Genomic DNA, 23,998 nt, shown 5'->3' on the forward strand with positions numbered 1-23,998 from the left:
GTCGTCTGCGCAAAAGGACTTGTCTTCTGTCGAGGGTTAGATAGTCGGATCAGGTTGAGACGCAAAATGACGTCTGCCGTTGGCAGACGTCATAATATAAGTATAAATCTTGTTGTTCGTGAAACAATTGAGGTTTAGATGTCTAAGCTACACAAAAAGTATTTCTTTTGCTTTGTTTATATCAGCTATGCCTTTTAATTTCGCCATTACATCTTTAGGAACAACACGATCCACGGCCAGTACCATAATCGCCGAGCCACCGACAATCTTGCGTCCAACCTGCATCGTAGCGATATTAATATCGTTTGTACCGAGCAAGGTTCCTACATAACCAATCATGCCTGGCTTGTCGTTATGTTTGATCAACAGCAGATGTCCTTCTGGCGCAACATCTACTGGGTATTTATCAATCTGAACGATCCGCTCGCCATAACCATTAAGCAGTGTTCCAGCTACAAGGCGTTCTTCCTCATTCGTACGAAGAGTAACGGTAAGCAGATTCGTAAAGCCTTTTGCCACATGTGATTTCTGAACAATAATGTTAATATCGCGGACTTTAGCAAGATGCATCGAGTTAACGATATTAACTTCAGAACCAAGATGCTGCTGCAGCACGCCTTTTACAATATATCGTGTCAGAGGCTGTGTATCGACTTCGGCCAAGTCACCCGAGTAATTGACAACAATTTCCAGAAGGGCTCCCTTTGACATTTGAGCTGCAAATTGACCGAGTTTTAAACCGAGATTAAAATAAGGCTGAATTTTGTTCATGACTGTAGCAGGAACGGGCGGCATATTAACAGCATTCTTAAACGGTTGATCACGTAAAATATGCAGGACCTGCTCCGACACGTCAATGGCTACGTTTTCTTGTGCTTCAACAGTAGAAGCACCAAGGTGAGGTGTTACAACCACTTTCGGATGACTTAGGAATGGATGATCTGGTGCTGGTGGCTCTACCTCAAAGACGTCAAATGCCGCCCCAGCTACAATGCCCTCATCAATAGCTTCAACTAGTGCAAGCTCGTCTATAATGCCGCCGCGTGCGCAGTTAATAATCCGCATCCCACGTTTCATAACCTCGAATTGCGGACGTGCAATTATGTGCTTGGTCTCAGGCGTGAGCGGTGTATGAACGGTAATAAAATCAGCTTGGCGAATAATCTCGTCGACGCTGCCGAGCTTTACGCCAAGCTTCTCAGCACGTTCGTCTGTCATAAAAGGATCATAACCTATGATTTCCATACCGAATGCTTTAGCTCGTTTAGCGACCTCGCTGCCGATTCTACCCATGCCTAGTACCCCAAGCGTCTTATTGCGTAATTCTACACCTAAGAAACTTTTGCGGTCCCAGACTCCGTTGATTGTCTTGACGTAGGCTTGAGGGATATGTCGAGAGAGGGCCATCATCATCGCAAATGCATGCTCACATGTTGTGATCGTATTGCCGTCTGGGGCATTAATGACAATAATTCCGCGCTGTGTTGCCGCCTCCAGATTAATGTTATCTACACCAACGCCTGCACGACCAATGACTTTCAGTTTTTTTCCGGCTTCCATTATCCGCGGAGTTACTTTTGTTTGGCTGCGAACGAGCAGCGCATCGTAGTCGCCGATGATGTTAACCAGTTCATCCTCAGTCAAGCCGGGATTCTTGTCAACCTTGACGTCTGGTGCATCCATGAGCAGCTGAATCCCGAAATCGCTAATTGGGTCCGACACTAATACTTTAAACATGTGAATTCCTCCCTCAATCTCCATTAATAATAATGTTGTCTTTTACAGACAGTTAGATCAATCTCATAACGAGATTATTCACAAACAAAAGACCGCGTTAATGCGTTAAAACCAACGTTTGCAGCAGGTTTTGAGAAGACGACAATCGATGCACTTCTCTTGTGTATTCCTAAAATCTAAACAAAAAAACTCCCATCCACATACTACTGCCGTAGTAAGGGACGAGAGTTGGATTCGTGGTACCACCCTAATTCGCTGCGCATTCGCATGAACAGCCTTGTCATCTCCGGGGAGACGATAAACGTTAACGGGTTCTAACCGACTATGCCTACTACTAAGTTTCAGCATAATAACTCAGGAATGCTGGAACATAACTTTTCGCCGCCGATTCGCACCTAACATCGGCTCTCTGAAGACTCCAAGTCTGTTCTTTTCCTTCAATGTTGTTCGAGTCATGAAATTTTACTTAATGTAACACGGTTCTTAACAACTGTCAATACCTTAAAACACGAATAATATCAATTGGCTGTATGTTAAATGTTCATGTTTTGAGAGATAATGCTTTGGAATTGAGTTCGAACCTTCACAAAATATTAAAAAATACGTTTAATCAAGCTGCTGCATATTTATTAGAAATAGCCCTGAATTGTGGGAAGTCCCATTCGTTACAAGGGGTGTAGTTGAATACTGGTCAAAAGTTTTGTTAGGATAAGATAGGGTGTGCAATCGTCTTTATTCTACAAACATCGGGAGCATCGGGATGCTGTCGACTTTGTATAGAGCACCCTTTACTCGTTTGTAATCCTGTGCATGAACACCATTTGTTGACAGTAATTGCTTAATTATATGATCAACACTTTGGCTATTGACTGCTGTACTGGAACGTCCTGCCTGTCTAGTAATTTCATCTACTCTAGTCGTTAAGTCTTGTGGCAGAAAAGGTTTAATTACTCCTTGATGGAGCAGGTAATCAGCTATGTATTTATTTTTGGCAGAGAATGAACTTGTTTTCCATTGCTCGGTACTTGCTTTGCTTTTAAGACTAGGCTGCTTGATCATATCATCCTGCGCCCTGCTCCAAACAAGAATCGAAGAATAATACTGCTGCTGACCCTTTAACGCAAACTTCATTGCTTCTTTGATCTGCGTTTGTTGCTGAATGTGGGAAGCATCCAGCTTACTGTCTTGTTGGCGCGCATTTTTTATGATGTGGTTCAGCCCGTCATTGAAACGTGAAAGGCTCGCGGCATAGTTGGCTTGAGAAAGGGTAAGTTCAGAAGCACCCTTTGATAAAGCAACAAGCTTAATTAGCTTGTATTGTTCCTGAGCCATATGCTGCAGCTTAGATAATGATTCGACTGCTTTATGGTTATTTTGAGATAATTTAGCCAGTGTGTCGAACCAACGGATTTCAAATTCACGGTAAGGCCGAAATACGTTATGATAATACGAGACCAGGTCCTGCTGTTGATAACTGCCAGGATGGCTTTCGGCATATATTTGTTGCAGCTGTTTACTGTACTTATCCTCTGTTTGATCGGTACCGTACTTAACACCGTAGAAAAAAGCCGCAATACATAGAATGAGCGTGAACAGAAAGCTCATGCTGAATAAAAATTGTATTTTTGTCGGATTCCGTTCCATTATACCTCTCCTTTTGCACGTTCAGTAGGAACAATGTCTTATTTTTTAAGAAATACTGCTGTGTGAGAACGTCAAACGTTGTATGTACTAGGTATATCGGCTCATTCCTGACATAAGTATAGGGCAAAAGTGAGAGAATTGGAAACAGAATTGAATCGTATTTATGTATTCCAATTACATCAAACATTGGGTAGGGATGAGATGAAAGAGAAATGGAAAGATTTCAAAAAAAGACAGGTTCAAATTGACCAGCTTGATGATAAGACGCTGTTGCTTAATTTGTATTTGACACAAGCCTTAACACTAATTGTAGGCGTAATCTGGATTGTTGTTTCCCGCAGGAACCCGCTTGAATTGCTGTTGTTTCCAAACGGGTATGAAGCGTGGTTGTGGGGGGCTGGACTGGCAGCTGCGGTTATAGTGTTGGATTTAATTATTTCTCGATTCGTTCCTGATGATGTCACAGATGATGGTGGCATTAATGAAAAAATGTTCCGCACGCGGCCATTCTGGCATATTGCCGTTATAGCGCTTGTTGTGAGTATATGCGAGGAAATGCTATTTCGCGGAGCTATTCAGCATACATTTGGTCCTTATTGGACCAGCATTATTTTTGCAGCCATTCATGTCAGATATTTGAGGCATTGGTTACCAACTGCGCTTGTATTCAGCATCAGTTATGGATTAGGCCATATATATATTTGGACAGAATCATTATGGGCGCCGATTGCAGCACACTTTTTAATTGATTTTATTATGGGATTGATATTGCGTTATCGAAGGGAAGAATGAGTAAGATGCAAATGACAAGACACAAAAGGGAACAGCAAGCAGATGCACTCAAGGCTGAATCCCCTTTAGAGCCTTCATTTGTAGAGAGCCGGGCACTTAAAGCACTAAGTCAGCTAAAGCAACAACCTGCTGAAGAGGAAGTGGATGAACAGGCTGCTGCTGATGATGAGGAAATTCACAAAAGTTTATTAGAAGAGGAAGAGGATCGGTCCCTTCCACCGCGTCAAATTTTGTTTCCTTCCAATTATGGTAGGCTGGCGAAATGGTTTTATAATTTATTGTTTTTGTTGTTTATCGGATTGCTTGTGGCATTGTTGTTTTGGGGGCGTCATACGACGATGGAGGGGTACTGACGATGAAGGCTCTGGGCATGTGGGCAGCTGCAAGTATGCTGGCAGTACTGCTTATTATACTTATACTGCTTCTGCATATGAGAAGAGTGGCACGATTATTTCAAGTGACAGAAGAGGAAGTATGGTTGACAAAGTTGCCTGTATCTATGGATGGGCTCCGATTGTTTTTTATTAGTGATCTACATCGTAGGAAGCTTACGGAAGAGCATATGACTCATCTTAAGATGCACCAACAAGCGCAGCTTGTTATTATAGGCGGAGATGTAACGGAGCGAGATGCTCCAGTTAAGGAAGCAATTGATAATGCTATGCAGCTGCGTACCCTGGGCGCCACTGTAATGGTGCATGGCAACCATGATCATAAGGGAGATACCAGAAGGTTGGATGCAGAGTTGTCCTCTCTCGGCATAAAGCTGCTCGATAATGAGGCTATGCGCTGTGAGCAGGGAGATGGGACGATGTGGATTGTAGGCGTTGATGATCTGACGACTGGGAATACGAATCTCGATTGGGCGTTAGAGGCGCCGCGTGATGAGCCTCATTGCTGCATTCTAATTTCTCACGACCCAGGCATTATTCGTTCAAGTATTCCCGATATGGTTGAACTTGTGATCTCTGGACATACACATGGTGGGCAAATTATGATTCCTGGATATGGACCGATCAAGACGAGTGCTTTCTACAGAAAGTACTTGGCTGGGTGGTATTCAGTCAAACGTGGTGACAGTGATGCCATACCATTAAAGTTGTTTATTTCTAGAGGGTTCGGAACATCGCATTTGCCGCTGCGCTTAGGATCGGTTCCAGAAGCACATTTTATTACATTAAGAAGCGGTGTCAGGGTTTCCTGAAATTGAAGCGAATGTGAAACGCTTGTGACGCTCACACTACAACTGATCCTAACATGACAAGGAGGGAACAACGGTGAGAATCACAACATTTATCGCAGGTATGGCTGTCGGTACGTTAGCAGGCATGTACATGGCAGACCGTCGTTCATTATCACAATTGCAGTCCAAACTGCAGATTGCGGGAGACATGATGTCCGATGTTGTAGGAAAAGCAAAAGGCAAAGTGATGGAATCGGCTTTTTCTGTAATGGGTAATACCGGATTAGAAGAGCAGTTGCAGGACAGTTCTGGACATCAGGCAAGCCACACGTCGCATAACGATTCTTTTAACCTTGACCGGGTGAAGGAACTAATTGAGCGTGACCCTGAAGTGAAGCGCCAAGTGGACGCCATTTTACGGGACAGTCAGAGCAGCTCAACAAGCGCAGGTACTGGGGCAACATCGGTAGGAACAGTATCCAAGACTTCCGATCCTGTGCGGCATAAGCCAGTGGGAGTGCCTAATTCTCATTGAAAGTCAACGCTTCACCGCATGAGACAAAGACGACGGTCTCGCCGTCAGAAGAGCCACCGCAAGAGTGTCTAAGGAATTAATAACAAGCATAGTATATAAGGAAAAGCCGTTGATACCTATCAACGGCTTTTTCATTGGAATGGTCAATTCTATTTTAGTAGGTGCAAAACAATTAAAAAAATGATAACATGAATTACATAGAACCATTTTCAGCACATATTATATGTTGCATCATAATCTGTTATAACCGGAGTTGCAAAGGAGGGTCCTGTCATGAAAATCGAACGTTTAAGTCAAGATAAAATCCGTATTTTCCTTACGTTCGACGACTTATCAGAGCGCGGGATCCAACGTGAAGACTTGTGGCGGGAAATGTCTAAGCTACAGGATTTGTTCGCGGAAATGATGGATCAGGCTTACACAGAACTCGGATTTGACGCGACTGGACCGTTAGCCGTTGAAGTATTTGCAATGCCTGCTCAAGGAATGGTAGTCATCGTCACTCGTACACGCTGGGAAGGCTCACGCGCTTCTGGTATGGATGAGGAAGAGATGGATGATGTATATGAGATGGAAGTAACACTTGAGGAAAGTGATTCCATTGTATTTTCTTTCCGTGATTTTGAGCATTTCATTGAAGCAGCTCATGCGGTGAACGGTCAATTCACCGTTTCCGGCGCGCTATACCAATATAATGGTCAGTGGATATATTATGCTGAGTCGGCGGCTCTGGAGTCATCTAACCGACTACAGGCGTTCATAGCGATATTAGCGGAATTCGGTGAAGCAACGTCAGTTACGACTGCTGTGCTTGAGGAGTACGGTAAGGTGATCATCCCTGATGATGCAATTGCCGTGACGTGTCAACATTTCAAACCGCGCAGCGAATAGTACGGCGTTGGAGGGAGGGAGTGTTCGATCAAGGGGTCGACGCTCCCTTTTTATGTGTAAAGACAATCATATTTTTACTATATGCATGGTTTAGTTAATCGGACACACTGATCTACACATAAAGCCCAGCATCAGGGGCGCGAATTGATATAAGCAAGAGATCTTTCAAGGGGGAGTATATACAAATGAATATGTCGTTCTTGAGCATGCTGACGACGGTTCATGCGGATGCCGTAGGCCAGTCTACGGAATACTCGACTCCGGTTGCGGCAATTTTGACGGCTGCGATCGCGCCTGGAATCGCATTGCTTATTTATTTCTATTTAAAGGATCGTTATGCTGCTGAGCCTATCTCGATGGTTATACGTGTCTTTTTACTTGGTTTCCTAATTGTATTTCCAATTATGGTCATACAGCATGGACTCGTGCTCGGTTTAGGCAGCAATCCATTTATTTCATCATTCTTCATCTCGTCAGGTGTCGAGGAATTTATGAAATGGTTTGTACTCTACCACATGATTTATAATCATGTGGAGTTTGACGAGCACTATGATGGTATTTTATATGCAGTTGCGATCTCACTTGGATTTGCGACAATCGAGAATGTAATGTACGCATGGGTTAACCATAGTTCTTTTAGTTACCTGCTCATTCGTGCGCTCCTTCCTGTTTCAGGACATGCATTGTTTGGCGTAGTGATGGGTTATTATTTAGGGAAAGCCAAGTTTTCTTCTGGGAAAAAGACGAAAAAGTATTTATGGTTTTCACTGGCTATCCCTATATTTTGGCACGGAGTTTACGATATCATTATGCAGACGTTTACCCGTTATTGGATATGGCTTGTCATACCACTTATGGTCTTTTTATGGTACTACGGTATGGCTAAAGTTCGTAGAGCGAATTTACGTTCCCCGTTTCGGATGTTGAATCATGACGATGATTCGAGAGAGATTAAATCTTGACGAATTGGGAAATAATGCTGTGTATATTTGTTGGAGCGGGAATGTCGGCTTCAAGAGAGGGGTACACAGATGCGTATCAAAATTACAATTCGATGCAAACATTGCGGGGAAAAGTTCGTACTTCGTGGCAAGCGCGAAAAGGGGCGGATTGAGACAGGTTTCAAACAATGTCTTTGTGACAATCGAGATGATTTTATTATTGAAGAGTTACCAGTATAAGCGTGATTATTGGATTCCATCATGTATGCATAAAGTCTTACTTTTTCCAGCACAATAGCATTAATGTTTAATAATTGCTGCTGTGAAAGGAGACGCTTGTCGATGTACAAACGACTAAGTGCCGTGATGTTTCCAATTGTCACGCTTTTATGTATCGGCTCTATCGTATGGGGGTATCAGGAGCATCAAGAAAAAAACTCCATTTTGTTAAAAGCTGAGAACCAATACCAACGCGCTTTCCACGATCTGACTTATCATATGGACAAGCTGCATAACGAACTAGGACAGACGCTAGCTGTCCATTCTTCCTCGCAGGGCATGCATCGCAAAGGACTTGTGAATGTGTGGCGACTAACAAGTGAAGCACAAAATGAAATTAACCAGCTTCCGCTGACACTGCTTCCATTTAACCAAACAGAAGATTTTCTGTCGCGAATCTCGAACTTCGCGTACAAGACAGCAGTTCGTGATATGACAAAAGAACCCCTTAGTCCAGATGAAATGAAAACGTTAAAGACGTTGTATGCCAGCTCCAAGCAGATTTCAAAAGATTTGTTTCATGTCCAAGACAAAGTGATTCAAAACCGACTTCGCTGGATGGATGTGGAATCAGCTTTAGCAACGGAGAAGGTGTCTGCAGATAATACGATCGTGGATGGTTTTAAGACCGTAGATAATAAAGTGAATGAATACCCTGAAATTAATTGGGGTCCTTCCGTTTCAAGTATTTATTCCAAAAGATCCGTTAGAATGCTGCAAGGCCCGTCCGCTACGCCTGAACAGTTAAAGCAGAAGGCGCGCCAATTTATGAAACCACATCAAGTCAAGGCAGTCAATATAAAGAAAAATGGGAACTCAGTTGATCATGAGACGTATACGGTTAGTGCCAATCATGCCAAGGGTGATGGTGATATTACAATCGACTTCACTAAGCAAGGAATGATGATGTCCTATTTGGATACACGGACCATTAAGAGCACACGACTATCTGGTGATGATGCTGAGAAAAAGGCAAGTGCATTTTTAACTAAGCATGGTTATCCTACTATGAAGGCTGTGCGCTATCAGGACCATAACAACGTAGAGAGCTTTACGTTTGTACCGGTTAAAAACAATGTGTATATGTATCCGCAGCAGATTCAGGTGCGCGTAGCATTAGACAATGGTGATATTACAGGTGTGCAGGCTAGTGATTACATTTACTCGATGGCAGTTGTAAAATCGGTTAGTCTGAAGCCAAAGCTGACGGCCCAGCAAGCAAAGGAACATGTCAACTCAGATATGAAGGTCGCTTATACACGGCTTGCTGTTATCAAGAACGACGCCTCTAAGGAAGTATTGTGCTACGAATTTGGCGGCACATATGATAAGCAGGGTTATCGAATTTATGTTAATGCAGATACAGGCATGGAAGAGTCCGTAGAATCCGTGTCATCATAGTAGTGAAATGGCCGTTTTGAAAGCGCGACTTGTTGCTTTTGAAGCGGCTATTTTAGTTGTGCGCTTGTGGAATGCATTCATTTGAGATGAATTAATTGTCGACTAAATCTGTTTACAGGGCTTGCGAGATGCTATAATCGACAAGGGAGGGGAATCCTGAATGTCATTACGAGTAAATGATACGGTATACATCTTGCCGAGTTCGGCAGGAACAGATGAACAAGAATATAGGGCGCGCGTCACGGAAATCGATGATTACAGTATATGGATCGAAATACCACTGCAAGAAGGAACAGGCCAATTTGCGCGATTCTCATTAGGCGAACAATTGGACGTTACTTATGTGCAGCTTGATGGTGTCCGTTGTAACTTTATAACAAAGATGGTTGGTAACCGGCATGAGAGCATTCGCATGCTGGCTTTAGTGAAGCCGCAGCCGGATCAAATCACACGGACGCAGCGCCGTTCCTATCTGCGTGTGCAAGCAGCACTTGAAATGGCTGTGCGCACGGCAGAAGGCGTACAAAAAGTAGCACGAACCGAAGATATAAGCGGCGGTGGCGTGTCTTTTATTGCGGAGCTGCAATGGGGACTAGAAGAGGGGCAACTACTCGATTGCTGGCTTGTAATTCCGCCAAAGGCTGGAGATGTAGATCATATTTCATTCACAGCCAGTACAGTCCGGATTGAGCCCCGTGGGGACAAGCATTGTTTGATTATGATGCAATTTGACCGCATCACAGATGTAGAACGACAGAAAATCATCCGTTATTGTTTTGAGCGTCAATTGGAGATGCGTAAGCAATAACTTGAGTAATGCTGACGATCACCATACATAGAAGACGAGGGCAACAGCCACACTACTCATACCAATTATTGGCGTGAGGTGGTAAGTCGTGTCTCATTTAAAATCAACTACAAGTAATAGTGAATCTGAAAGCCCTGATAATGACGAATTTAGAAGTCGTCTATTGAGTCGATGGGACAAAGGTTGTCGGCTGTTGGTCCGAGCGTTTGCTGTTTGCGGTATCTTACTGTTGCTGCTGCAACTGCTGCTGCAGGCTCCGACAGTAAGGCAATTGATATGCCCGGTCGAAGAACTGGAAGGCATTAGAGTGAGATTAGAATAGCACTTCATGATCAAATGGGATGTGCTTGAAATTGCACCGGAATGGTGATTGTGAATTTTGCATACCTTTTTCAGGTGTGGTATAATTTTCACGTCCGCAGGCATCGCCTGCTTTTTTCTTGAATGGATCATATCATTCCATTCGGAGTACAGAAGAGAGGAGACAGACCCGTTGAAAGATTTGCAAGAACAGCATCAGAATCGAATCAACATTGCGATCGACGGGCCTGCTGGAGCGGGCAAGAGCACGGTTGCGAGACATGTTGCGCGTCAGTTAGGATATATTTATATTGATACGGGCGCCATGTACCGCGCAGTCGCTTTACATATGCGTAGATTAGGTATCAAGCCGGAAGAAGCGGATCGTGCGCAACTCGAGATGAACAACGTTGTGATCGAGCTTCAGCCCGGCATAGATGGTCAGCGTGTATTTTTGAATCATGAAGATGTGACGGATCTGATTCGTACACCAGAAGTCAGTCAGTTAGCCTCGTCATTTGCCCAGCTAGAAGGTATTCGTTCCGAACTGGTGCGTATACAACGACTATTGGCAGCTAAGAAGGGCATCGTCATGGACGGAAGAGATATTGGCACATCAGTGCTTCCGCAAGCCGAGATGAAGTGGTTCTTGACTGCTTCGGTGGAGGAGCGAGCCCGACGCCGACATGCCGAATGGCAGGGCAAGGAGACTGTTACGCTGGAACAACTGATGCATGACATTGCAGCGCGCGACAAGCAAGATGAGACGCGAGCTATTTCACCGTTAAAGCAAGCTGCTGATGCGAACTTGTTGGATACCACACATTTAAACGTTGATCAGATCGTACAACAAATGGTGGAACAAGCCCGATTACGGATGGATGGTGAGCAATAACTTTATGTTTTATACGTTTTGCAGTGCGCTTCTGCGAGGAATTTATCGATTATTGTTTCGCTTTGAAGCGAAGAACATCGAATATGTGCCCAGCACAGGCGGTGTAGTGCTTTGCTCCAATCATATTAGTTTGCTGGACCCGCCAGCAATTGGTATAATGCTTAACCGGCGCGTACGTTTTATGGCCAAGGAGGAATTGTTTAAGATTCCCTTGCTTGGACCGGCGATTGATGCGTTAGGCGCATTTCCTGTCAAGCGTGGTGGCGTTGGCAAGGAAACGATAAGAACAGCTTTTAAGCTGCTTCAGGATGGCGAGATTATGGGGATATTTCCTGAAGGCACCCGTAATATGGAGGGGGCTGTTGCCGCCAAGAAAGGTGCTGCTATGATTGCACTTAAGAGTGGTGCAGCTGTTGTTCCTGTTGCAGTGTGTGGTAAGTATGGTTTATTCCGTAAGACAAAAGTTGTTTATGGACCACCTATTGATATGAGCGACTTGCTAGAGCGTAAAGAAAGTAATATGCTTGAGCAAGCGACTGAGCGTATCATGGATACGATTAACGCGATTGTGCGTGAAGAGCAGCAAGGTCGTGCATGATTTTTAATCGTTGGTAAGATACTACAGGTATTATTTGTAGGTTGTTCCTTCAATATGCGTTATGGACACTGCACTACGCAGGTTTCTATAAATGGGGTTTTAATCGAGGAGGTTATCACATGTCCGAAGAAACAAAAGTTAACGAGACAGCTGAAACGACAAACCAAGAAGCATTAGAAAATTTCGTTGCTCTTAAAAAAGGAGATACTGTCAAAGGCACGATTGTCAAAATTGACGATGATCAAGCTTATGTAAGCATTGGATATAAATACGACGGTATTATTCCTGTTCGCGAATTGTCATCTGTATCTGTAGACAAAGCTTCTGAAGTCGTACAGATCGGTCAAGAAGTCGAAGCTAAAGTTGTAAGCGTAGACGATAATAAAGAGCGCTTGGTTCTGTCCAAACGTCAAGTAGACAGTGGTTCGGCTTGGGAAACAATGCAGAAGCATTTTGAAGACCAAGATGCGTTCGAAGTTACAGTTGCCGAAGTTGTTAAAGGCGGCATCGTGGCTGATGTAGGCGTACGTGCATTTATCCCTGCTTCTATGGTTGAACGCCATTTTGTAGAAGACTTTAGCGATTATAAAGGCCGCACACTTCGTGTCAAAGTAAAAGAAATCGACCGTGAGAACAACAAGTTGATTCTTTCCCAGAAAGACGTGCTGGATGCCGAGTTTGAAAGCAACAAGCAGCGTGTTATGGAAGGTCTTAAAGAAGGGCAGGAGTTGGAAGGTACTGTTCAACGCTTGACACAATTTGGTGCTTTCGTAGATGTAGGCGGCGTAGACGGACTTGTCCATGTCTCCGAACTGGCTTGGCAGCATGTCGAGAAGCCTGCAGATGTTGTTCAAGAAGGCCAGCAAGTTAAAGTAAAAGTGCTCAAAGTTGATCCTGCTAACGGTAAGATCAGCTTAAGCTTAAAAGCTACTCAACCGGGTCCTTGGGATCAATCGGCTGAGAAGATTAAAATCGGCGATATTATTACAGGTACGGTCAAACGTCTTGTTAACTTTGGTGCGTTTGTAGAAGTAGCAGCTGGTGTAGAGGGTCTTGTTCATATTTCTCAGATCTCACATCGCCACATTGCCACTCCATTCGAAGTGCTCAAAGAAGGCCAAGAAGTTCAAGTGAAGGTACTTGACTTCAGTCCTGCTGAAAAGCGCGTCAGCTTGAGTATTAAAGAGACTGAGGAAGCTCCTGAGGCTCCAACTCCTTCTCCGAAATCCGACAAGCGCTCGGAAAAGAAATTCAAAGAAGAGCTGAACAACCCGAATGTATCGTTGAGCAACCAAAGCATGAGCTTTACACTTGCTGAACGTTTCGGCGACAAGCTTAACAAATTAAAATAAGTTTTATCATCGGCGGACTCCTTGTGAGTCCGCCGATTATTTTTGCCTTCATTTCAAATACTAACTTGGAATGGGGGAATTATGGTGACTATACTGCCGGGCATCTTATCAACGATAATTGTCATCTGCTTATTAATTCTAATGTTCACAGGATGGAAAGAACTTCTTTTTCCAATCGTTTCTAACTTTGCTGTACTGGGATTTATTCTATTGTGGATGCTGACAGCAGGCAGGACATTAACGTTTGGAATGGTTACAGTTGATCTTGCTTGGCTTCTCTGGATCTTGACGGGCATTGGATGTGTGCTGCATATCATTATTCGGAGCAAAGAAATGTCGCATATCCTGCTGCTGGCCGGACATATTGGAATATTATCGGCATTACTTCTGATGATAAAGCTGAATCTAATGTCTGGATATGGGTTGCTGTTGAAGTTCCCGGATTGGACAATCAGCTTATTTCTAGGCTGTGCTGCAGGATTTACTGGGGCTTCCGTTATCCGACAATGGGCCGTGATTACCCTCAGCCTTGCAATCGGTGAGTATTTGGTAGCCGTGAAAGCGATCGGTGCTGTACAGATTGTTTTAGGGGCTTTGTCTACCTTTGACGAATGGTGGATTGCATTTGTCGTATCACGGATGTGTGTATTGTTATTGGAGGTTTTGCATCGTTTTGTATATGTTCAACGGAGAGAATAGTTAGCCAAGCCGCCTTTTTTTTGATATGATGTTCTACGTGTATATGTTTGAGTAGATGAGGAGTGAACTGCATGGCAAAACCCGTTGTTGCCATAGTCGGGCGACCGAACGTCGGGAAGTCCACCATTTTTAACCGCGTCATCGGTGACCGATTGGCAATTGTGGAAGATAAGCCTGGCGTAACACGAGATCGTATTTACGGTTCGGGCGAATGGAACGGGAAGCCGTTCAGCATTATTGATACGGGCGGAATTGAGATTGATGGCGAGGATGAGATCCTGCGCTCGATTCGTGCTCAAGCTGAACTGGCCATAGAAGAAGCGGATGTTATCGTGTTTATGTGCGATGCGAAAGCTGGTATGACCCAATCGGACGAAGAAGTTGCTCAGATTTTGTTCCGTTCTGGAAAGCCAGTAATCGTTGCTGTCAATAAAGTGGACAATTTGAATCGTATGGATGACATTTATGAGTTTTATGGTTTGGGCTTTGGTGATCCCATTCCGATCTCAGGTTCTCATGGTACAGGTATCGGCGACCTGCTCGATGAGATGGTTAAGAATCTTCCTGAACCAACGGAAGATATGTATGAGGATGACGTTATTAAGGTTGCACTTATCGGCCGGCCAAACGTTGGGAAGTCGTCACTCGTAAACGCCATACTTGGTGAGGATCGTGTAATTGTAAGTGACATTGCAGGCACGACACGTGATGCGATTGACACTCCGTTTGAAAAGGATGGCCAGAAGTACGTCATTATTGATACTGCAGGTATGCGTAAGCGCGGTAAAGTGTATGAGACTACAGAGAAGTACAGTGTAATGCGTGCTTTAAAGGCAATTGAACGCGCTGACGTTGTACTGGTCGTAATTAACGGTGAAGAGGGCATCATCGAACAGGACAAGCATATTGCTGGATATGCGCATGAAGCAGGAAAAGCGGCACTGTTTGTGGTGAATAAGTGGGATGTCGTCGAGAAGGATGATAAGACGATGCATCAGTTTGAGCAAACAATCCGCGATCATTTCTTGTTTATGCCATATGCGCCAGTCGTGTTCCTGTCTGCTAAGACGAAGCAGCGTTTGCAGAAGCTGCTGCCGGTTATTCAACATGTGGCGCAACAGCATGCGAAACGTATTCCTACGCATTTGCTGAATGACGTAATCTCCGATGCGGTGGCATATAATCCACCTCCTACGGATAAGGGCAAGCGTCTGCGTATTAACTATGTAACGCAGGTTACGGTCAAGCCTCCTACAATTGTCGTCTTTGTTAACGACCCTGAGCTAATGCATTTCTCTTATGAGCGGTATATGGAGAATCGAATTCGTGCTTCGTTTGACTTTGAAGGTACACCGATACGTTTGTTCACGCGACGGAAATCAGACGAGAGTTAGGAGCGAGCGGAAGTGGCGATTATCGCAATTCTAGGCAGTTATTTGCTCGGATCTATAAGCTTTAGTGTCTTAATAGCGAAATGGCTGCGCGGCATTGATATACGACATCATGGAAGCGGTAATGCAGGCGCGACCAACACGCTGCGTATTCTTGGCAAGGGGCCGGCCATCGGCGTATTGCTGCTTGACGCGCTTAAGGGGATTACAGCAGTGTTAATCGGACATTTGGTGTCCGATGCCAGTTGGGTAGCCGTGGCTTGCGGGATCGCAGCTATCATAGGACACAATTGGCCCGTATTTTTCCGCTTCCGTGGGGGAAAAGGGATAGCTACGACGATTGGCGTCCTAGCTATGTTGGCTTTTGTGCCTGCGCTGATCGCTGGAATTATAGCCATTGCGATGATCATCTGGAAGCGCTATGTATCCCTTGGATCGTTAATTTTCACAGGTCTCACACCTGTGTTTATTTTACTGTTCAGAATGGATACCAGTATTTTTATCGGAAGCTTACTATTGTGTGCATTTGCATTCTACCGTCATCGTACCAACATCATAAAGCTGGTGAAGGGAACGGAGAATCGATTAGGTTCGAGTAAGGGAGGATTGCCACGTGTCCGTTAAAGTAGCAGTATTTGTAGCAGGCAGCTGGGGAACGGCATTAAGTCAAGTACTTGCGGATAACGGAAACGAGGTAGTGGTCTGGACTCGTAATGAAGCACAAGCATTGGAAATTAATGAGCGGCATTCAAACGAGAAATACTTGCCTGAAGTTTGCTTGCATGAGGGAATACGTGCGACAACTTCAATGGAAGAGGCAATGAAGGGGGCAGCGGCCTGTGTCATTGTTGCGCCTTCTGCTGCTATGCGGCAGGTAGCGGCTCAGATGAAGCCGTTCTGGACTGATGATATGATTGCGATCCATGCAACCAAAGGTTTTGAGACGGAGACGTTGGAACGCATGTCGCAAGTCATTGAAGAAGAACTGCTATGTGGTGAAGATCGCATTGCTGTGTTATCTGGTCCAAGCCATGCTGAAGAAGTGGTTCGCCAATGTCCAACTACAGTTGTGATTGCTTCTACCTCTATCCAGACTGCAGAGCGTGCTCAGGATTTATTTATGAATGAATCCTACTTCCGTGTATATACCAATACAGATGTGCTTGGGGTCGAACTTGCAGGTGCACTCAAAAATATTATTGCGCTCGGAGCCGGATTATCGGATGGGCTTGGCTTTGGTGATAATGCTAAGGCAGCCTTGCTTACCCGTGGGCTAGCGGAGATTGCGCGTCTTGGTGTGGAGATGGGTGCCAATACAGTCACATTTGCTGGTTTGGCTGGTGTTGGCGACTTGGTCGTCACGTGTACGAGTACACATAGCCGCAACTGGCGCGCAGGTTCAATGATTGGCCAAGGAATGCCAATCCCCGAAGTGCTGGATCGTATGGGAATGGTGGTAGAAGGCATCCGTACAACCAAAGCGGCTTTCAAGCTTTCCGATCAATATAATGTGCAATTGCCAATCACGGAACAGCTGCATCATGTCCTATTTGAAGGGCTTGACCCGAAGACAGCCGTTGAGAGCTTAATGGGTCGTGTTCGAAAAAATGAGATCGAAGATGTAGCTAAATCAAACTGGACGTAACATGCGCCTCACCTCTGTACGATTCCGTTCATACACTATACGGAAGTACAGACCCTAGGGAGGAACGACATGACGAACAACAAAATTCCGAAAGATGCGTTGAATGCCATTAACAAAAAGGCGGGCAAGAACATCACGGAGAGCCAGATTAAAAAGGTGGCTAGCACGGTTAAGCCGTCAACAGTAGAGAGCGAAGCCCAGCTCCGCCAATTGATCAAGCAGGTAGCCAAAATGGCCAATCTGCCTGTGTCAGAATCAACCGTTAACGATATTGTAGCTATGGTGAGGAAGAGCGGTATGAATGCAAATAGCATGGAAGCTCTAATGAAACTGATGATGAAGAAGTAGCCAGCTGCTGTTTCTAAGAAATGACTAAGACGACAAGACATGCATAAAATGCGTGTCTTGTCGTCTTTTGTTTCATGCACCTGAATGGTATAATGGGATGATATTGGAAGAATGGGAGACATGCACATGGACAGTATGACAAAGATGTGGGTATCTTTTATCGGACTCGGCTTAATGGCGTTATCCGCTATTATTGTCATGTTTGCACGTTACAAGACTAAAGGCTGGGTCAAAGGCATTCTCACTTTTGTCGCATTTATCTTATTGCTGGCAGGTATGTTATACGGCTTTATTTCAATTGTCTAAGGAGTGACAGGATGGCAACGCTGCAACTAAAGGGACGTACATTGGAAGCAAGTATGCCGGCTCGGACAGGCATAACATTGCTGCAGGCAGCCATGGAACTAAAGCTTGATTGGAGTTTTAACTGTTCTCGCGGAACCTGTGCACGATGCAGATGCTTGGTGGAAGAGGGGGCCGAGCTGCTGAATGATGTCACGGATGCTGAATGGGACCGTATGGATGAAGCTGAGTTTGAACAGGGATATCGTTTAGGCTGTCAAGCTGTGGTTGAAGTAGAAGGTAACATCCGAGCGTATAATAAGTCCTATTTTTAGAAGCAATTTAATGACAACTTAGAGCATTCATATACTTAATATTGGACGTGTTAGGAGTCTTGCATAATGAATGAGATTAAGCTGCCGCCTTCGATCGCAGGTGCTTTATTATGGTTGAAGGCACAAGAAGTAAACGACATAAGATGGCTGCTCGGCGGAAGCTGCAGCTTGCTTCTGCAGGGCGTAGAATTGGAACAGCCACCGCGTGACATTGACATATATGCGGATTCACAGCAAGCGGAACAACTTCACAAGATATGGCAAGGGGCTTCAATCGATACGCCTGAATGGGACGAATCACCTATTTATCGATCTTTACTTAGTCATTATTCGTGCGACCATAACGCGGTTGAACTTGTGGGGGAGTTCAGCGTACGTACAGATTGGTGTACGTATCAGACCGTAATTAACGAAGGGTTATGGAACCATCGTATTCGGGAGCATACAGACAAGCTCATGCTGGATTTAACACCTTTATCGCATGAGCTTGTATTTAATATGCTGCGCGGTAGACTTGATCGTGTGGAGAAAATTGCCGAAACCATAAACCGTGATCCGGAGCGGCATGTGGATGCGATGAATGCGGTGTTGGGGCAGTGTAAGCCTAGACAGGCGATTGGCAGCAAGTTAACGGTGCATGTACCCACGCTGATGGAATTCGTGAGCAATTGCAGAGCGTTGTATCATAAATAATGTTTGCACCATGAATGCGGAAATGGGGGTATTATGCGACGAGTTACGTTTATGCCTGATAATAGAACGATAGAAGCCAAATCGGGTGTGACACTGCTGGATATGGCAAGATCGACCCGTGTTAGCATACGAACTCGGTGCGAGGGCAAAGCGGGTTGCCTCATGTGTAAGGTGCAAGTTGCAGGTGAAGGTATTTCGCCCCCTACCGCAGCGGAGCGGCAAAAGCTTGGTATTGATTCGTCAACGGGATTAAGGCTAGCATGTCAAGCGAAGATTACTGCTTCAGGTGTGTGTGACCTCGTTGTAACAGTTCCAGAGGATCCATTAAAGGCGGCAGTTCGGCGACAATTGCAGCAGCAGGAGGATGACGAATTGTGGTGAAAGTATGTTTGAATCACCATCGTGTGAAGGTGATACTTCTGACCGTATTGTTCAGTATAGTGCTGCAAGGATGCTTGTATCCGAAAGACATGCGCAAAGCAAACCTAGCTCCCGCCAAAGAAGGAGTTATGCTTGTACAGCATGCGGTAGATGAGTACCAGAAGCAGAAAGCCCTGCTGCCACTTCTGAACGCGGACGCAGGAACGCCGCGTTATGAGAAGTTCAAAGTGGATTTTGAAGCTTTACGAGTTAGTCAGCTGTTAAGCACTGTGCCTGCCAATGCTTTTGAGAATGGAGGAACAGGTGTTTATCTCATTCTTGATGAGGAGACGACTCCACTTATTCGCATCATGGATCTTAATACTGCACAGCGAGTGAACGATTTGCAGCGGTTGAGTGACAAGTACCAAAGCAGAGCAGGCCAAATACCAAAAGACGAAACGCTGTACCCTGGATTTTACAGTATTAATTTAACGGATATTGGGGCGCGACACGTTGATGTAAGTAGTCCTTACAGTGGGGATCCTTTAGTTTTTATGATTGATGAATCAGGTAAAGTGTATGCTGATTATGCAGCTGACCTGATGCAGGCAGCAGAGCGCGCGGGAGAACAAGCTCAACTGACTGATAAGCAGGACATTCGAACGATCCTAACGGAGCAAGGATTGTATGTTCCAGTAAAGTCAACGAAGTATGTGTGGCGCAACAACAGCCCCGTACCAGTTCTGGAATAATAGTGTAACATGGTGTAGCCTTTTTCATTGCATTATAATGAGGTTAGGGACGTTCAGCTGAAGCTGGACGTCTTTTTTTGTACCTGTAGTGATTTTAAGCGTGTTATGTACAAGCAAAGATTAATAGGTCAGGAACAGAGCATGTTCAACAAATATTCAAAAATGAGAATCCGATTAAAATTTAAAAATGATGAATTTTGCTATTAAAAAATGGCCTGCTGATGTCGATAAAGAAGAGCGTAATATAACGTCATATACACAAATAAAAATAAAGTTTGGATAGGAGAGAATATTCTGCATGAAAAACATGAGTGTCATGGTAAGGCTCATTTTAATGGTTGCAATTTTGGTAGTACTTATGACCAGTATACATACAATCATGAGTTATCAAGATAGCAAAAGTCAGTTTACAAGCAAGATTGAGTCCGTACATCAATCGCTGCTCCAGCAAATATTGATCGAGGATGACAGTATCGTTAAAATAGAAGATCATCTTAATCAGGCGGATGCCAAGCAATACATCAAAGGAGATGAGATGGCTTGGATTCATGAAAACTTAAACAGCATGCTGCGTGAGGACTTTATTAATAATGCCTATCTGCTCTCACCAAAAGGTGAACAAAAGGATGAGGTTGTACAGGTTAAAGTATTAAATGCCAATCAAACATTTGAAGCATCAGGCCACACGCCTGGGACAATGTATGAATTGCCGCCCGCATTGACAAGTGCCTATGAAAAAGTGTTGTTAGCAGGGAATGCATTAAGCACTAGTGATAGGTATACAGAAGGAGACGATACTTGGATAACTATATTAGCTCCCATTAAGGAAAAGGACAAAGTGAAAGCCATATTTGCTGTTGATTTTAATAGTGAATATATTGATAAGGAGCTTAATTATATTTTTTGGAAAAATATCGCTATCGGTGGGGTTATCGGTATCGTATTTGTGGCTATTATGTTATTTGCGGTCCGCAGGGTCATTTTACCTCTTAAAGCATTGGTCAAGGTGACTCAAGCTGCTGCTGGTGGCGACCTGACAGTATCGTTGGATGTGACCCAAAGGGATGAGGTCGGGTTATTGGCGGTAAGCGTGAACACGATGGTAAAGGACATCCAGCGATTAGTGTCAAATGTGAAGGTAACAACGGATGAAGTGACGGACTCTTCTGCACAATTAGTCGATGTAGCGGATGAATCGTCACGTTCTGCGCAACGAATTGCAGAGGCAATGGCACAAGTGTCCCTTGGGGCAACTTCCCAGTTGAAGGGAGCGGAAGAGAGTACAATTGCAATGAATGAAATTGCGATTGGCATCCAGCGAATCGCAGAATCCACTTATCACATTTCAACGTTAAGTGAAAGTGCGTCGTCAGCGGCTCAAGCAGGGGATGAGTATACGCAGGAAACGATGCGCCAGATGGATCAGATCTACTTATCGGTGTCGGAGTCGACTACTTTAAGCCGAGAACTGACCAAGCATACCACTGATATGGAACAAGTTGTTGCTTTGATTGCTAATATTGCAGAACAGACAAACTTGCTTGCGTTGAATGCTTCTATTGAAGCGGCTAGAGCAGGGGAGCATGGACGTGGATTTGGGGTTGTAGCGTCAGAGGTTCGTAAGTTGGCTGAGCAAACGAGAGTGTCTACAGAACAAATATCAAATACGCTGCAAACCTTCGTCCAGGGCATGAAGGCTTTGGCTGGTTCGATGGAAGTAAGTGCTGAGTCAGTGGAGAAAGGCAGCGAAGTGGTTAAAATAGCTAGTGAAAGCTTCCAGCAGCTCTTGAAGCATGTGAATGAGGTGAATGAGCAGGTACAAGAGGTGTCCGCTGTGTCCCAGCAAATATCAGCGGGGAGTGAGGAGGTGGCTGCTTCCGTTGATAACTTGTCACAGATTGCAGAGACAAGCGCACGTAATGCTGATGAAGTCCAAACTGATTCGATGCAGCAAATGGCCATCGTGCAGCAGCTAACAGATTCTGCGGATAAACTGCGGCAAGACATGACACAACTTCAGGGGGAGCTTCAAAAATTTAAGTTATCATAATCTATATCCCAATTAAATAATAGAAAAAACAGCATGGGTGCGCTCATGCTGTTTTTTCTATTACTGGTTTATTAAAGAATACGTGGGCATTTATACGATGTTCAGATTTAAGATGTATAAATACAGTCGTAAGCACATATATCTGTGCAGGAAGGCAATGAATACGTGCCATTTAAGAAACGAGATTGGAAATTGCGTTGGCGGATCTGTAAAAAAAGTTTGTCCAGTCGTCATATTTGGTCCGCTTTCTCAATATGATGATATTAGTCCAAAGCATGTACGAGTTGCGTCGCAATGCATATGTACGACGTTCTAACTCGGCGGCGACACTGGCGACAACGGCAACAGCTCTAATCTAGCAACGGTGCCAATCGTTTCTGAGGGACGTGAGGCGGATGTTGTCTTCATGTCCGTCGGGAATTATTTGAGGAGGGGATATCATTGGAGAAAGTGGACATTTTTAAGGACATTGCCGAGCGTACCGGCGGGGATATTTACCTCGGGGTCGTTGGTGCGGTCCGCACGGGGAAGTCGACATTTATTAAACGCTTTATGGAAACGGTGGTTCTGCCTCACATTACGAACGAGTCTGACAGAATCCGCGCCGTGGATGAGCTTCCGCAAAGCGCAGCCGGCAAGACGATAATGACGACAGAACCGAAGTTCGTTCCGAACAACGCTGTTCAAATCCAAGTAGCAGAAGGTCTTGAGGTGAATGTAAGACTCGTAGACTGTGTCGGCTACGCGGTAGAAGGCGCAAAAGGATACGAAGATGACAACGGTCCGCGTATGATTAATACACCATGGTTTGAAGATCCGATTCCATTTCAGGAAGCAGCAGAAATCGGTACACGCAAAGTTATTCAAGAGCATTCAACACTAGGTGTTGTTGTGACGACAGACGGTACAATTGCTGAAATACCGCGCAGCTCTTACGTTGAATCAGAAGAGCGTGTCATTAACGAGCTAAAAGAAGTAGGTAAGCCATTTGTACTTGTCATCAACTCGACGCGCCCTAAAAGTGAAGAAGTGCAGGCGCTCCGCAGTGAGCTTCAAGAAAAATATGATATACCGGTAATGGCGGTCAGTGCTGCTACGATGGGTGAAGAAGACGTGATGGGGGTTCTGAGAGAGGTATTGTACGAATTCCCGGTTCACGAGGTCAACGTAAATTTGCCAAGCTGGGTTATGGTGTTGAACGATCAACATTGGCTCCGATCCAGTTACGAAAACTCTGTTCGCGATACAGTTAAGGATATTCGTCGCTTGCGAGATGTGGATCGTGTCGTACAGCAGTTTTTAGAATATGAGTTTATCGCGCGAGCGGGTCTCAGCGGTATGAATATGGGGCAAGGTGTTGCAGAGATTGATTTGTATGCACCAGATGAACTCTATGATCAGATATTGATGGAAGTTGTTGGTGTTGAGATTCGCGGCAAAGACCATTTACTGCAATTGATGCAGGAATTCTCACACGCCAAGCGTGAATATGATCGCTTTGCCGGAGCGCTTGAGATGGTGAAGACGACAGGTTACGGTATCGCTGCGCCAACCTTAACTGAGATGGCGTTGGATGAGCCGGAATTGATTCGACAAGGTTCTCGATTCGGACTGCGCTTGAAGGCAACAGCACCTTCTATTCATATGATACGGGTGGATGTGGAATCGGAATTTGCACCTATCATCGGTACAGAGAAACAGAGCGAAGAACTGATGAGATACTTAATGCAGGACTTTGAGAATGATCCTACGAAGATTTGGGAATCCGATATATTCGGGCGCTCCTTGCATTCGATCGTCCGCGAAGGTATTCAGGGCAAGATTGCGATGATGCCGGACAATGCTCGCTATAAGCTGCAGGAAACGCTAGGCCGCATTATTAATGAAGGCTCAGGCGGGTTGATTGCTATTATCTTGTAGGCACTTGAGATTGTGTACAAAAGCTCGTTCGAGCAGGCCCTTTGGTCTGCAACGAATGAGCTTTTTTGCTGATTTGACCTATCCAGCCTAAAATAAAAAACAGCTAATGTGCAAATGCTCATTTTAGGGTATGATGAATAATGATGAGGCAGGGGTTAACCTTG

The 23,998-nt window shown here is 44.7% G+C and carries 26 protein-coding genes and 1 other annotated feature; of the genes, 24 read left to right on the forward strand and 2 right to left on the reverse strand.

The genetic code is table 11. From position 1 onward, the window contains the following. Window positions 1-147: 147 nt before the first annotated feature. Both serA and MH117_RS03220 read right to left on the reverse strand, forming a co-directional pair. Complete coding sequence (gene serA / locus MH117_RS03215; RefSeq protein ID WP_239327197.1) at window positions 148-1,737, reverse strand: phosphoglycerate dehydrogenase; 1,590 nt, start codon at window positions 1,735-1,737, stop codon at window positions 148-150. 214 nt (window positions 1,738-1,951) lie between these two features. Then, window positions 1,952-2,187 (reverse strand) — a binding site (T-box leader). Window positions 2,188-2,469: 282 nt separating this feature from the next. Beyond that, window positions 2,470-3,381 carry a hypothetical protein gene (locus MH117_RS03220; RefSeq protein WP_239327198.1) on the reverse strand — a complete coding sequence of 304 codons (912 nt, stop codon included), beginning with the start codon at window positions 3,379-3,381 and terminating at the stop codon, window positions 2,470-2,472. A gap of 201 nt (window positions 3,382-3,582) precedes the next feature. Between MH117_RS03220 and MH117_RS03225 the strand changes: the two genes are divergently transcribed. The 24 genes from MH117_RS03225 (at window position 3,583) to spoIVA (ending at window position 23,834) form a co-directional block, all read left to right on the forward strand. Continuing rightward, window positions 3,583-4,173 (forward strand): CPBP family intramembrane glutamic endopeptidase, encoded by a 591-nt coding sequence (locus tag MH117_RS03225; RefSeq protein WP_239327744.1) that lies wholly within the window; start codon window positions 3,583-3,585, stop codon window positions 4,171-4,173. Then, entirely contained in the window at window positions 4,170-4,526 is a 357-nt protein-coding gene (locus MH117_RS03230; RefSeq protein ID WP_239327199.1) for a hypothetical protein, read from the forward strand. The genes MH117_RS03225 and MH117_RS03230 overlap by 4 nt, the downstream gene beginning before the upstream one ends. A gap of 2 nt (window positions 4,527-4,528) precedes the next feature. Beyond that, the gene (locus tag MH117_RS03235; RefSeq protein WP_239327200.1) at window positions 4,529-5,377 is read left to right on the forward strand and encodes a metallophosphoesterase; all 849 of its coding nucleotides are present in this window, start codon (window positions 4,529-4,531) and stop codon (window positions 5,375-5,377) included. Between the two features lie 73 nt (window positions 5,378-5,450). After that, complete coding sequence (locus MH117_RS03240; protein ID WP_239327201.1) at window positions 5,451-5,891, forward strand: DNA-directed RNA polymerase; 441 nt, start codon at window positions 5,451-5,453, stop codon at window positions 5,889-5,891. 273 nt (window positions 5,892-6,164) lie between these two features. After that, window positions 6,165-6,782 (forward strand): genetic competence negative regulator, encoded by a 618-nt coding sequence (locus MH117_RS03245; protein ID WP_239327202.1) that lies wholly within the window; start codon window positions 6,165-6,167, stop codon window positions 6,780-6,782. Between the two features lie 191 nt (window positions 6,783-6,973). Continuing rightward, window positions 6,974-7,744 (forward strand): glutamic-type intramembrane protease PrsW, encoded by a 771-nt coding sequence (gene prsW / locus MH117_RS03250; protein WP_481857240.1) that lies wholly within the window; start codon window positions 6,974-6,976, stop codon window positions 7,742-7,744. Between the two features lie 69 nt (window positions 7,745-7,813). Then, window positions 7,814-7,963 (forward strand): hypothetical protein, encoded by a 150-nt coding sequence (locus MH117_RS03255; RefSeq protein ID WP_169450857.1) that lies wholly within the window; start codon window positions 7,814-7,816, stop codon window positions 7,961-7,963. 102 nt (window positions 7,964-8,065) lie between these two features. Next, complete coding sequence (ypeB, locus tag MH117_RS03260; protein WP_239327203.1) at window positions 8,066-9,403, forward strand: germination protein YpeB; 1,338 nt, start codon at window positions 8,066-8,068, stop codon at window positions 9,401-9,403. 160 nt (window positions 9,404-9,563) lie between these two features. Then, on the forward strand, window positions 9,564-10,211 hold the full coding sequence (locus MH117_RS03265) for a flagellar brake protein (protein WP_239327204.1): 648 nt from the start codon (window positions 9,564-9,566) through the stop codon (window positions 10,209-10,211). 493 nt (window positions 10,212-10,704) lie between these two features. Next, window positions 10,705-11,406, forward strand: coding sequence for a (d)CMP kinase (cmk, locus tag MH117_RS03270; protein WP_239327205.1), 702 nt, complete (start codon window positions 10,705-10,707; stop codon window positions 11,404-11,406). A 4-nt stretch (window positions 11,407-11,410) separates the two neighbouring features. Continuing rightward, window positions 11,411-12,004, forward strand: a complete 594-nt coding sequence (locus tag MH117_RS03275; protein ID WP_239327746.1) for a lysophospholipid acyltransferase family protein — start codon at window positions 11,411-11,413, stop codon at window positions 12,002-12,004. 119 nt (window positions 12,005-12,123) lie between these two features. After that, on the forward strand, window positions 12,124-13,356 hold the full coding sequence (rpsA, locus tag MH117_RS03280; protein WP_239327206.1) for a 30S ribosomal protein S1: 1,233 nt from the start codon (window positions 12,124-12,126) through the stop codon (window positions 13,354-13,356). 84 nt (window positions 13,357-13,440) lie between these two features. After that, window positions 13,441-14,055 (forward strand): hypothetical protein, encoded by a 615-nt coding sequence (locus MH117_RS03285; RefSeq protein WP_239327207.1) that lies wholly within the window; start codon window positions 13,441-13,443, stop codon window positions 14,053-14,055. A gap of 71 nt (window positions 14,056-14,126) precedes the next feature. Continuing rightward, window positions 14,127-15,449, forward strand: a complete 1,323-nt coding sequence (gene der, locus MH117_RS03290) for a ribosome biogenesis GTPase Der (RefSeq protein ID WP_239327208.1) — start codon at window positions 14,127-14,129, stop codon at window positions 15,447-15,449. Window positions 15,450-15,461: 12 nt separating this feature from the next. After that, the gene (gene plsY, locus MH117_RS03295) at window positions 15,462-16,070 is read left to right on the forward strand and encodes a glycerol-3-phosphate 1-O-acyltransferase PlsY (protein ID WP_239327209.1); all 609 of its coding nucleotides are present in this window, start codon (window positions 15,462-15,464) and stop codon (window positions 16,068-16,070) included. Beyond that, on the forward strand, window positions 16,060-17,091 hold the full coding sequence (locus tag MH117_RS03300) for an NAD(P)H-dependent glycerol-3-phosphate dehydrogenase (RefSeq protein ID WP_239327210.1): 1,032 nt from the start codon (window positions 16,060-16,062) through the stop codon (window positions 17,089-17,091). Before plsY ends, MH117_RS03300 begins: the two co-directional genes overlap by 11 nt. A 69-nt stretch (window positions 17,092-17,160) precedes the next feature. Beyond that, on the forward strand, window positions 17,161-17,439 hold the full coding sequence (locus MH117_RS03305; protein WP_239327211.1) for a stage VI sporulation protein F: 279 nt from the start codon (window positions 17,161-17,163) through the stop codon (window positions 17,437-17,439). A 126-nt stretch (window positions 17,440-17,565) separates the two neighbouring features. Further along, window positions 17,566-17,745, forward strand: a complete 180-nt coding sequence (locus tag MH117_RS03310) for a DUF2768 family protein (RefSeq protein WP_239327212.1) — start codon at window positions 17,566-17,568, stop codon at window positions 17,743-17,745. An 11-nt stretch (window positions 17,746-17,756) separates the two neighbouring features. After that, on the forward strand, window positions 17,757-18,056 hold the full coding sequence (locus tag MH117_RS03315; RefSeq protein ID WP_239327213.1) for a 2Fe-2S iron-sulfur cluster-binding protein: 300 nt from the start codon (window positions 17,757-17,759) through the stop codon (window positions 18,054-18,056). Between the two features lie 66 nt (window positions 18,057-18,122). Continuing rightward, window positions 18,123-18,749, forward strand: a complete 627-nt coding sequence (locus MH117_RS03320; protein WP_239327214.1) for a hypothetical protein — start codon at window positions 18,123-18,125, stop codon at window positions 18,747-18,749. Between the two features lie 51 nt (window positions 18,750-18,800). Further along, window positions 18,801-19,130 carry a 2Fe-2S iron-sulfur cluster-binding protein gene (locus MH117_RS03325; protein WP_239327215.1) on the forward strand — a complete coding sequence of 110 codons (330 nt, stop codon included), beginning with the start codon at window positions 18,801-18,803 and terminating at the stop codon, window positions 19,128-19,130. Then, window positions 19,124-19,864, forward strand: a complete 741-nt coding sequence (locus MH117_RS03330; RefSeq protein WP_239327216.1) for a hypothetical protein — start codon at window positions 19,124-19,126, stop codon at window positions 19,862-19,864. The genes MH117_RS03325 and MH117_RS03330 overlap by 7 nt, the downstream gene beginning before the upstream one ends. 298 nt (window positions 19,865-20,162) lie before the next feature. Beyond that, the gene (locus MH117_RS03335; RefSeq protein WP_239327217.1) at window positions 20,163-21,914 is read left to right on the forward strand and encodes a methyl-accepting chemotaxis protein; all 1,752 of its coding nucleotides are present in this window, start codon (window positions 20,163-20,165) and stop codon (window positions 21,912-21,914) included. 441 nt (window positions 21,915-22,355) lie between these two features. Further along, window positions 22,356-23,834: a stage IV sporulation protein A gene (gene spoIVA / locus MH117_RS03340; RefSeq protein WP_239327218.1), complete on the forward strand. Its 1,479-nt coding sequence runs from the start codon at window positions 22,356-22,358 to the stop codon at window positions 23,832-23,834. Window positions 23,835-23,998: the final 164 nt, after the last annotated feature.

It is taken from the genome of Paenibacillus sp. ACRRX (genome assembly GCF_022346885.1).
GTDB lineage: Bacteria > Bacillota > Bacilli > Paenibacillales > Paenibacillaceae > Paenibacillus_B.